9 protein-coding genes are annotated in these 11,270 nt (G+C 66.5%); 4 read left to right on the forward strand and 5 right to left on the reverse strand.

Translation table 11 applies throughout. The annotated features are described in order from the left end of the window. Positions 1–1,318 (forward strand): PepSY-associated TM helix domain-containing protein (locus ACOJSF_RS05105; RefSeq protein WP_420141149.1); only part of this gene is annotated, 1,318 nt, incomplete at its 5' end. A 17-nt stretch (positions 1,319–1,335) separates the two neighbouring features. Here the strand turns inward: ACOJSF_RS05105 and ACOJSF_RS05110 are convergent. Further along, positions 1,336–3,459 carry a hypothetical protein gene (locus ACOJSF_RS05110; protein WP_420141150.1) on the reverse strand — a complete coding sequence of 708 codons (2,124 nt, stop codon included), beginning with the start codon at positions 3,457–3,459 and terminating at the stop codon, positions 1,336–1,338. A gap of 186 nt (positions 3,460–3,645) precedes the next feature. On the opposite strand from ACOJSF_RS05110, the gene ACOJSF_RS05115 reads away from it, so the two are divergent. Next, complete coding sequence (locus ACOJSF_RS05115) at positions 3,646–4,404, forward strand: SDR family oxidoreductase (protein WP_420141151.1); 759 nt, start codon at positions 3,646–3,648, stop codon at positions 4,402–4,404. 4 nt (positions 4,405–4,408) lie between these two features. Next, positions 4,409–5,533, forward strand: a complete 1,125-nt coding sequence (locus ACOJSF_RS05120) for a glycosidase (RefSeq protein ID WP_420141152.1) — start codon at positions 4,409–4,411, stop codon at positions 5,531–5,533. Positions 5,534–5,582: 49 nt separating this feature from the next. Here ACOJSF_RS05120 and ACOJSF_RS05125 read toward each other — a convergent pair whose 3' ends face one another. From ACOJSF_RS05125 to ACOJSF_RS05135, 3 genes are all read right to left on the reverse strand, one after another. Further along, complete coding sequence (locus tag ACOJSF_RS05125; protein WP_420141157.1) at positions 5,583–7,448, reverse strand: beta-L-arabinofuranosidase domain-containing protein; 1,866 nt, start codon at positions 7,446–7,448, stop codon at positions 5,583–5,585. Positions 7,449–7,731: 283 nt separating this feature from the next. Further along, entirely contained in the window at positions 7,732–8,667 is a 936-nt protein-coding gene (locus tag ACOJSF_RS05130; protein WP_420141153.1) for an SDR family oxidoreductase, read from the reverse strand. 125 nt (positions 8,668–8,792) lie between these two features. Beyond that, positions 8,793–9,674, reverse strand: coding sequence for an AraC family transcriptional regulator N-terminal domain-containing protein (locus ACOJSF_RS05135; protein WP_420141154.1), 882 nt, complete (start codon positions 9,672–9,674; stop codon positions 8,793–8,795). A 578-nt stretch (positions 9,675–10,252) separates the two neighbouring features. On the opposite strand from ACOJSF_RS05135, the gene ACOJSF_RS05140 reads away from it, so the two are divergent. Then, positions 10,253–11,044 carry a MipA/OmpV family protein gene (locus ACOJSF_RS05140; RefSeq protein WP_420141155.1) on the forward strand — a complete coding sequence of 264 codons (792 nt, stop codon included), beginning with the start codon at positions 10,253–10,255 and terminating at the stop codon, positions 11,042–11,044. A 27-nt stretch (positions 11,045–11,071) separates the two neighbouring features. On the opposite strand, the gene ACOJSF_RS05145 is transcribed toward ACOJSF_RS05140, so the two are convergent. Then, a partial coding sequence (locus ACOJSF_RS05145; protein ID WP_420141156.1) for a hypothetical protein occupies positions 11,072–11,270 on the reverse strand: 199 nt, incomplete at its 5' end.

Consider the following 11,270-nt stretch of genomic DNA (forward strand, 5'->3'; position numbering starts at 1 on the left):
GCAGCGCCGGCGCGCCGCGCCGGGCTCGCTCTACCCGCTCTTATGGCGCTGGCATTTCTATGCCGGTCTGTTCGTGCTGCCGTTCATCCTGATCCTGTCGGTCACCGGTTCGATCTACCTGTTCAAGCCGCAGATCGAACGATGGGAGGAAAGATCGTTTCGCGGGCTCGGAACGGCGGATGCGGTGTCGCCCGACCGTCAAGTGGCGGCCGCCCTTGCCGCCAGTCCGGGCGCGCGCTTCCACCATTATCGCCTGCCGCGCGACCCGGGCGATGCCGCGATGATCCAGGTGGGGCTGGCGGACGGCGCGCTGCGGGAGATCTACGTCTCGCCGCAGGGGCGGGTGGTGGGCCGTCTCGATCCCGACGCCCGCATCGCCGCCGTGGTGGCGCGCATTCACGGTACCCTGCTGGTCGGGCGCTGGGGCGACTGGCTGGTCGAACTGGCGGCGAGCTGGACGATCGTGATGATCGTCACCGGCCTGTATCTCTGGTGGCCGCGTCCGCTCCGGCTCGCCGGCACATTCTGGCCGCGCCTCTCGCTGCGGGGGCGTCCGCTGCTCCGCGACCTGCACCGCGTCACCGGCTTCTGGATCGCGGGACTGGTGCTGGTGATGCTCGCGAGCGGGCTGCCCTGGGCAGGGGTCTGGGGCAGCGCCTTCGCCTGGGCGCGGACCGAGCTGGGCTGGGTCAAGGGACCGCAGGACTGGAAGATCGGCGTCGAGGGTGGCCATGCCGGCCACGATGGCGGCATGACGATGCCTGACATGGCACCCGCCGCAGCGAGCCACGGCCTGCCCCCGTCGACCTTCGTTGCGAAGGCGCAAGCGGAGCATATGGCCTTTCCGGTGCTCGTGCTGCCGCCCCACGCGCCGCAGGCGTTCGGCCCCCCGACCGGCGACGTGTGGACCGTGAAGTCGGTCGCGCAAAACCGGCGGTTGGGCCGCCAGGTGACCTACGATCCCGTGACGGGGATGGAGCGCGGGCGGAGCGGGTTTGCCGACCAGCATGTCATCGACCGGATCGTCAACACCGGCGTCGCCTGGCACGAAGGGCAGCTGTTCGGCATCGCCAACCAGATCATCGGCGTGCTCACCGCGATCGCGCTGATCGGCATGAGCATTGTGGGCGTGATGATGTGGCTCCGGCGCCGGCCGGCCGGAAAGCTCGGCGCCCCGCCCAAGGCGCAGGCGCCCCCCGCCTGGGCCGTGGCGGCGCTGGTCGTGCTTGCGATCCTGTTGCCCCTGTTCGGGGCATCGGTCATCGCGCTGCTGATTGTGGACCGGATGCGGGGGGCTGTCCTGCGACGCCCCGGCTAGCGGCTTTCCTCGCGGGGCTACCAGGCGATATGGACACGGGCGTTGCCGGGCACCTTGTAGCTGACCCGACCGTCCGATGCCCGGCCCCTCACCGCGCCGGCAATGTCGGCGGTGACGGTTGCGCGCGGTTGGCGCCGGCCCTTGATCCTGACGAGGTGGAGGTTGGCGAGCGTCGCTGAATCGCCCCCGAGCTGGAACGAGAACGATCGATCGCTGGTCCGGTCGGCGGCCATCACGGGCAGGTCGCACGCCAAGCGGAACGGCGCGTCCGCGATATTGTGGAATGCGCGGCTGGCGAAGACGAGGGCCGCGCCCGCGCCGTAAATCTCCTGCCCAACCTGACCCGCAATATCGCCGCCGACGTACAGGTCCTCGAGCGGGAAGGACAGGTTCCGGTCGATATGCGCGTTGCGCGGCTTGTCGCACAGCAGCTCGGGCGGGAGCGTATCGGGATAATAATACCAGGCGCGATCAAGCGCATAGCGGCAATAGTCCGTGACCATCAGCCGGACCGAAGGATCGAGATCCGGCCCGCCGTCCTTCAGATAATGTTCGAACGCCGTGAACGAATCGAAGCATTCGTAGATCGCCATATAAGGCGCGTCGTGCAGCGCGGAGACGCCCAGGAAGGTGCGGAAATGGCGCGCGCCGCCGATTTCGGATTCCCACAAGACGGCATTGTGGAAGAAGCTCGCCAGATAGACGTAGCCCTGGCGCAGATAAGCGTCGTCGTTGGTGATCCGCCACAGGCGCTGGCATGCCGCCGCGCCCCACGCGGTCAGGTTCGCCTGATAGTTGAGCTGGAACCGCATGCCGCGTGCCGCATCGATCGCGGCGCGCGCTTCGCCGAGATAGCGTGCGTCGTCGGTCAGTTCGAACGCGAGCAGCATCACGAAGGCATAGATGCCGCCCACGTCGGTCTGGCCCAGGCCGTCGTTGCGATCCGCCTGAATGACCGAAAAGTCCGTGACCTTATACTGGATCGGCCAGACATAGTCGAAATGGCGCGCGGCCTTGATCGCGAATTCCAGCGAATCCTCGAACAATTTGCGCGCATCCTGGTCCCCGTCGAGCGCCAGTCGGGCAAGGTTGAGCATCGGGTGGTAGAGATACCAGCTGTCGACCGCATCGGCGTCCTTGTCCTTGCCGACATTGGGAAGGTAGCGGCGCAGCGTGCCGAGCTTGGGGTCGTAGAATTTCCCCAGTCCGGCGGCCAGGCGCCGGTCGAGCGGCGGGCGCTTGCCCGACCAATTGCCATAGTCGCGCACCGCCGCGAGCAGGCTGATCTGGACCATCGAGTCCGGATACTCCGCCGCTGTATAGGGGTGCGCATAGAAATGGCCGTAATGGCGGATCGACGCTTTGGGCGACGTCGCGAGATCGGCGATCGTCTGTTCCGCGCGCGCGGGCCAGTCGCGGAATTCGACCGGGGGCGTGTCGAGCTGACGATAGGCGGCACCCAGCATCTGGAGGAACAGGCGCGCCGAATCCGCCTCGTCGGCGGGCGCATCGCGATGGAAGACGAGCATCGCATCGGACAGTGTGACCTCCTTGCCCCGGGGCAGGGGGTCGACCGGCGCGACGCTGCCGGCCGCTGGGGTTGGCGGAAGATAGCCCAGTTCGGGCCACTCGCCGCCGACCGCACCGTCGGGCTTGGTCTTGGTCGCGTTGTAATAGTCGTTCAGCGCGGTCAGGTTCTGCATGTAGAGCAAGCTGCCGGGCGTCTCGCCGTCGAGGCGCCAGTAACAGATGCCGCCGTTCAGCCCGCGCTGCGCCGCCTCGATCCGGCCGCGCGCGCCGAGCGGATCGTCATTGCCGTCCAGCGGATACAGGTCGCGCGGCAGATGCGGGATCAGCAGATCCTCGGCGGGCACGATGCTGCTCGTCACGCGGAGCAGCGGAAGCTCGTCGAGCGCGGTCCGGATCACGACCAGATGTCGGCCCATCGCGCGGTCGGCGGCAACGCGCAGCGCTTCGCCCCTGCGCGGGCGCAATGCGCGCGCCTTCAGGCCGCCGGGCGAGAAAGCGGCACGGATCGCCAGTCGCGCGGTCTCGCGCCGAACGATCAGCCACAGGGAATCATAACCCTGCGCCACTTCGACATCCCGACCCGCCAGATCGAAGCGGCCGATCCGGCGCATCGATCCGCGCCTGAGTTCGGACCGTAAGGCCAGAACCCACGGGCTTACCCCGGCTATCGCGCTGCTTTCGGACGAAGCTTTCGGCATCTTCCCCATCTTGGCCCGAACGTATTGTCCCGCCAACGGTTTCCGGTGGGAACTTCGATGCGGCCGGGGGTTTCGGGGCCAGACGAAAGGAGCCCGCCGATGACACCGGAAAGCGATGCGCATACCGAACAGCCCAGCCTTGAGGGCAAGAAGGCGATCATCACCGGTGGCACGACCGGCATCGGCCGCGCGATCGCGGTGCTGCTGGCCAGCTACGGCGTCGACGTGTTCGTCTGCGGCCGCGATCCGCAGCATCTGGAAGATGCGCTCCAGCGGATCGGCGAGGTCGGACGTGGCGACGGGATCGCGATCGATCTGGCCGAACCCGATAATGTGCGGCGCTTCTTCGACGCAGGTCTCGCCTATCTGGGTGGGCTCGACATCGCGGTGATCAACGCCGCCGTGCCCGCGCAGGGCATCACCACGATGGACGAGGGCGCGCTGCGCTATGCGATCGCGACCGATTTCACCGCCTATCTGCTGAGCGCGAAGGCGGCGGCCGATGCGCTGCGCGACCATGGCAATATCGTCTTCATCGGGTCGATGAGCGCCTATATGCTCGGCGCCGGGTCGAGCGTCTATGCGGGCATGAAATACGGCATCCAGGGATTTTCGGAGGCACTCCGCAAGGAGCTGGGCCCCAAGGGCATTCAGGTGTGCAATGTCGAACCGGGCAAGACCGGCGCGGATTTCCAGTATGAAAGCTTCACCGCGCAGGAACAGGCCGACGCGATCAACCGCGAGGAGATGCTGCGTGCCGAGGATATCGCGGTCGCGACGCATTTCGTACTGACCCAGCCGCGCCGTGCGGTGGTCCAGCAGGTCACCGTCGCCCCGCGCGGCCAGCCCGAGGAATAAGCCGATGGGCTTCGATGTCGACAAGCTGGTGCTCGTCCCCGACGATATCGATCTGTCGCGATCGCCGCTGGCGGGGCAGTTAGGCGTCGAAACCTATTGCCTCGGCGCGTTCAACCCGGGCCTGACACGGCTGCCGAACGGCAACCTGCTGATGATGGTGCGCGTGGCAGAGGCGTTGCGCCACCCGATCGTCGATGGCAAGGTCCACAATATCCGCTGGTGCGACGGGCGCTACGTGCTCGACGCCTGGCCGCTCGAGCTCGCCAACACCGCCGATCCGCGCAAGTTCACCCTGCATGGCGGCGGGTGGAAGATCATGGCGCTGACCTCGCTCGCCTGGCTGCTGCCGGTCGAGCTGTCGCCCGACGGGCTGGAGGTGGTGGCGCACCATTACGACAAGGTGATCCAGCCGCAGGGCGACTTCCAGATGTACGGGCTGGAGGATGCGCGGATCAGCAAGGTGGGCGACCGCTGGCTGATGACGACCTGCTCGGTCAGCCCCGAACGGCATTCGACCACGCTCTACAGCAGCGACAATGGGCTGGACTGGCGGTTCGAGGACATCGTGCTCGACCACCAGAACAAGGACATGCTGATCTTCGAAGGGCTGATCGGGGGGCAATATTGGGCGCAGACCCGGCCGCTGGGCGACCTCTACTTCGCCTATCCGCCGGGCAGCGAATGGCGCGCGGGGCCGTCGATCAATCTGGCGACCTCCCCCGACGCGCTGCACTGGAAGCCGCACCGCAACCCCGGCATCCGTCCCCACGCCGCGACCGTTGCGACCGCACGCATGGGGGGCGGGACCCCGCCCATCCTGACCGATCGCGGGTGGCTGACGCTGTGGCATGGCGTGGAGCCGAAGGAGATCGTCGGCATCTATCGCACCTACTGGTCGATCCTGGATCGCGACGATCCGAGCATCACGGTGGCGACCGATCATACGCCGCTCCTGGAGGCCGATCCGGACCTCACCCGTCCGATCGAGCACCAGATGTACCTTCGCGACGTGGTCTTCACGACCGGGATCGTGGATGCCGGCGACCATTATGTCGTCGCGAGCGGGGAGGCGGACCTCGCCTGCCGGATCACCCATATCCCGAAGGCGCATATGGGGATCGGCGCCTAGCGCGACACCCGGTCCGGCCCGACGGCCGGCGGGTTCGATCTGCCGGAGATCAGGCGGTCGCGGGCTTCACCCGCCAATAGGTCGCATAGCGTTCGTGCGCGATGCTGTGATAGGGCACCAGCCGCACGGGCGCGCCATCTGCCGCCGCGATGGTGAATTCCAGCGGCTTCGCCCCCGGCTTCACCTGCCGCGCGAGCTGCTGCGGATCGCCTGCGATGGTCGGCACGGCCACGTCGCCCTTGTTATACTCGCCATATTTGCGCTCGTTGACGATGATGTCCGCGCCGGGCGCCAGCCCCTCACGCCCCAGCGCGCCCGCAAGCACGATCGGGCCGTAGGTAAAGGTGACGATGTCGGGCGCGGCAGGGGCGCTCTCGACCGCCGGCTCCATCTCCAGCCGCAGTTCGACGCGATCGCCGTCCCGCCACGTCCGCGCGACTTCGACATAGCTGCCCGGGTTCGCCGATCGCGCGGCCTCCAGCCCGTTCACGAGGACCACCGCCGTTCGGCACCAGCGCGGGTGGCGAAGCTGCAGCGCGATCTCCGCCGGCGCGCGCAACTTCCACTGCAGGCAGGTCGTCGGCGTTTCGGGGAAGGTCGTGCGCTGGACCAATTCGGCGCCCTTCTCCGTCCAGACGACGGCGGACGGTACAAACAGGTTGACGTAGAGCGACCGGTCGTCGTGAAAATAGATCGAGTCCCGATATTTGACATGATTTTCCATGCCCGTGCCGGTGCAGCACCAGAAGCTGTCCTCGGGCGTGTGGTACAGCTTCATGTAGCCCGGCCGCGCGCCCTGGAAATAGGTCGCCATGCCGCTGTCCGGGTCCTGCGAGGCAAGAATGCCGTTGTAGAGCGTCCGCTCGTAATAATCGGCATAATCGGCCTGCGGGTCCTGCATGAACAGCATCCGCGCCAGCTTCAGCATATTGTGCTGGCAGCACGTCTCCGATCCCTTGGCGGAGAAGACGTGCTTGTCGAAGTCGGCCATGGCGAAGAAATGCTCGTTGTCGCCATGCCCGCCCGTCGCGAAGGAGCGGGTGTGCGCCACGGTGCGGAAGAAGAAGCTGGCCGCCTTCGCATAGCGGTCGTCCCCCGTCACCTCGTAGACGCGCTGGAAGCCGACGATCTTGGGCACCTGCGTGTTGGCGTGCATCCCGTCCAACAGGTCGCGGCCCTTCACCAGCGGGTCCATCACCGCCTTGTGCGAGAAACGCTGCGACAGCGTCCGGTAATCCTCCTTGCCGGTCATGACATACAGGTCGGCATAGATTTCGTTCATGCCGCCATGTTCGGTCGCCAGCATGGTTTCGAACTGCGCATCGCTCAGCGGCCGGGTCGCGACCACGCCCCAGTCCGCTAGCCGGATCAGCACGTCGCGCGATGCGCCGCTGTCCGCCAGCAGCGCGCCGTCGCGCAAACCGGCATAGACCTTGTGCAGCGTGTACCACGGCACGCCCGTGATCTTGTCGCCCCGGATATGTGCCGCGAGCAGCGCCGCCCCGTCGGGAAAGGCGCAGACGAGGCCGGAGCCCGCCGCCGTCTGGCACGCCGCCAGCTCGGTCGCGATATAGTCGATCCGCTGCTTGTACCTCTTGTCCTTCGTCGAGCGGTAGGCGAGCGCGCAGGCGGACAGATAATGGCCGAGCGTGTGGCCGTGGCAGTTGATCTCGGCCCAGATCGGCTCCGATTCCCAGCCGCCATAGACCGGCGCCTTAGGCTTCAGTCCCGCATTGACGCGGAAATTGTGCAGCATCCGGTCGGGCTGGAGCCTGAGCAGATAGGCTTCGGTCATGCGCTGCGCATGGAGGAACGGGCCCTCGGCCAGGGTCACGTCCGCCATGTCGAACGGCTTGAGGCGCGCCGGCATCACCTCCGCCACAGGTGCGGCCGCGGCGGCGGAACCCGGCAACATCGCGCCGACACCGGCCGCCACCGAAACGGCCCCCGCGCTGACAAGCAGGTCGCGGCGCGACGGGGCGGGGCAGCAGTGGGAATGGGGCACGATCTTCTCCATGGGCGGCGCGAGCGCTCTTGTAAGCTGTTGCTTATACTCCGACAAAAAAGCGACTTGTTCAAGCTCGCCCAAGCTCGGGACGGATCGGGGTGCGCGCGTGACAAACGCAAACGCCCCAGACCGGGGCCTGGGGCGTCGCGACGGAAGCGGGGTTATGGGGGGGAAGGCCCCGCTTCGGCAGCTAGACCAGCTCGTCATTATCGTGGCCGAACCGCACGCCGGTCAGCGTTTCGGACATGCGCCAAAGCCGGGCGGCGACGCTCTGGTCCAGCGCGCGGGGCGGGATCTTCGCATCGGTCGGGTAGCCGCGCAGGCCGCCCAGCCGATCCGGCCCGTAATAGCCGCCGGGTTGCGCCTCGGGCGAGGTCGCCGCGAACAGGGTGGGCAGCGCGCCACGGGCGGGGGGCTGGAACAGGAAGGGCAGATAGGATCGGATCCGCCCCTGGATGCTGTCCGGTCCCGCGCCGTTGTGGATCAGGTCGGTGCGGGAAACGCCCGGATGCGCGGCGATGCTCGCCACGCCCCAGCCGCCGGCCTGGCTCCGCCGCTGCATCTCGAACGCGAACAGCAGGTTCGCCAGCTTGGACTGCGCATAGCGCGGCATCGGCTTGTACGATGTCTCGGCATTGAGATCGTCGAAGTCGATGATCCCCTGTGGCGCCGCGATGCTGGAAACCGTCACCACGCGCGCGGCCTCGCTCCGGCGGAGCAGCGGCAGCAGACCGGCCGTCAGCGCGAAATGGCCGAGATGATTGGTGCCGAGCTGCAGTTCGAACCCGTCGGTGGTGACCCGGCGCTCGGGCGGCACCATCACGGCGGCGTTGTTCACGAGCAGATCGACATGGTCGAGCTGGTGCCCCAGCCGCTCCGCAAACGCCGCGACCGAGCTGAGGTCGGCGAGGTCGACCCGCTCGAACCGCACCTTCGCCGACGAGACTTCCCAGACGATGCGGCTGACCGCGTCGGCGCCCTTGCGCGGGTTGCGGCCGGCGATGATCGTGTCGCACCCGGCGCGGGTAAGCGCGAGCGCATCCTCGAAACCGAGCCCGCCGGTGCCCGTCACCACCGCGACGCGACCATTTTGCGGAGGGATATCGGACGCTGTCCAACGTGCCATGAAACGTGCCTTCATCGAAGTTGCTACTGCATCTTCGATCAAGCTAGGCCCGCCTCGGCGAAGCTCCATGCCTGAACCCGGAACTTACTCGCCCGATCCTCCAAATCGTCGTCGGCCGGGAATCGCTAGCGCGGCGTCGCCTGGGCGAGGAGCGCCTTGAAATTCAGCACGTCGCGCTTGGGCGCCACGCCGAACGATCGCGTATATTCGCGGCTGAACTGCGACGCGCTTTCATAGCCGACATGATAGGCCGCCTCCGATACGTTCGCGGCGTCGGACAGCATCAGCCGCCGCGCTTCCAGCAGGCGAAGCTGCTTTTGATACTGGACCGGCGTCATCGACGTCATCGTCTTGAAATGGTGATGGAAGGACGACGGGCTCATCCGCGCCACCTCGGCCAGTTGCTCGACCCGGAGCGGTTCGTTGAAATGGTCCCGGACATGGTTGATCGCCCGGGCGACGCGCTCGGCATGCGTTTCGGGCAGCGCCAGTTTTGCGATCTCCGCGCCGGACGGCCCGGTCAGCAGCCAATAGTGCAGCTCGCGCATGACCGCCGGGAACAGCACGGGGATGGCCTCGGGCGTGCGCATCAGGCGGACCATGCGGATGAGGCAGTCGGTGAGTTGCTCGTCGATCTTGCCCACGAAAACGCAGGGGCCCGACGTAGAGCGTGGCACCGGCGGATGCGCGAGCTGGCGCATCACCTCCTGCAGGATGGCCGTGTCGAATTCGATCGTCATGCCGACATAGGGGTTTTCGGGGGTTGCGCTGACCATGCGGCCGATCGCCGGGATTTCGACGCTGACGACCAGGCATTCCATCTCGGAATAATAAAGCGTGGTTTCACCGAACAGGATCTCTTTCGCCCCTTTCAGGACGACGCACAGCGACGGCCGGTACATGTTGGGGACGGGCATGATCGTCTGAAACGACCGTACCAGCGTGACGCCCGGCATGCCGGTGTCGAACCGTCCCTGTCCGCCGCCGCGCTCATCAACCAGATCCATCACCGCGGACATCAGGGCCGGGGGCGTCTGGCGCCGGGGGCCGTCAACCCCGCCTGGAGGAAAAGGCAAGATTTCTGCGGTATTCGGCATTCTGGTCATCGGCCGTTCCTTCTAGCTTGAGCAGGTCAGATCAAGCCAACGTCCGCAAATTACGACAAACATATTCGAGGTGTCAATAGATGGTCACGCTATTACGCCAAACGATCCATAGGATATCGTCGGATATTCATGTCAGACACGTCAATTTCAATTTCTATTCGTTCTTTACGTTACTGTATATCTCCTGCTCTTTGATTGAGCGTTCGATTGATTGTTTGCTCCTTTAGGCGGGGTATTTTCCGCTACGGAGCGGAATTGCCATGGAGCGCTTCGATCCGATCGGTTGTCCTTTGAATTCGCTGATTGGCCCGTCACCTTCGAAAAGGCTGAAATCCGGTGGGGCAAGGATCCTGCCGGCCACCATGCCGATCCGTCGGGCCTTTGACGGCCCACCCTCCAGCGGACCTGGTCGCGTCGTGGCCGGGCCCTCCCCAGGCGGCGGTCGGTGGTGGCCGCATGCCCAACCAAGGACATATTCCATGCGCCTCCCGCTTGTCGCCACGATCGCCTGCGCCAGTGCCCTGCCGGGCGTTGCAATCGCGCAGCAGATCCCTTCGGACGGTTCGCCGCACGGCCAGATCGCGCTCGGTGCCGGTGTCGCCCCGGATTATGACGGGTCCGACGAGGTGCGCGCCATCCCCTTCGTGCTGGGCGATGTCCGCTATCGCGGGGTGACGTTCGAATTCCGGGGCCTGCGCGGCCGCGTCGACCTCGCTTCCGACCCGCGCTTCTCGATCGGCCCGGTCGTCGGCGCACGGCTCGACCGCAACAACGTGGACGGACCGGTGGGGGCGCTGCCCGACATCGATACGGCGGTCGAGGCGGGCGGGTTCGTCGGATACCGCTTCGGCGGGGACGAGCTTGGCCAAGGCTCCATCCAGACCGAATTGTCGGTCACGCACGACGTGTCGGGCACGCATGACGGCCTGCTCGCGACGGCGAGCGCGGGCTATGCCGCGATCCGCAATCCGGACATGTTCCTGTCCTTCGACCTGCAGACGACCTGGGCCAATGCGGATTATAGCCGCACCTATTTCGGCATCACGCCCGAGGCCGCCGCCACCAGCGGGCTGTCTGTTTATCGCCCCGGATCGGGGTTCCGCGATGTCGGTGCGGGGATCAGCGCAGGCTATTATTTCAGCCGGCATTTCGGCGTCATCGGCCGCGTCGGCGCCAACTATCTCGTCGGCGACGCGGCCGACAGTCCGGTGACGCGCCAGGGCAGCCGCTGGCAGCCGCTTGGCGGCCTGACCCTGTCCTATCGCTTCTGAGGTGAAGGGGGCGGATGACGCCCCGCCTCACGCGAGGTCGACGGCGACCACCTCGTGAAGCGTCACGTTGGGCACGCGGACCAGCAGGCGGTCGCCTTCACGCCGCGCCTCCGCGTCCGCATCCGCCTCCAGCAGGCGGATGCGCCGGGCCGACCTTCCGGGCGGAAGCTGTAGCGACACCTCGAACGGTCCGATCGGCACGATCTCGCGGATATAGCCGCCCATC

The organism is Sphingomonas sp. (genome assembly GCF_048594985.1).
GTDB lineage: Bacteria > Pseudomonadota > Alphaproteobacteria > Sphingomonadales > Sphingomonadaceae > Sphingomonas_I.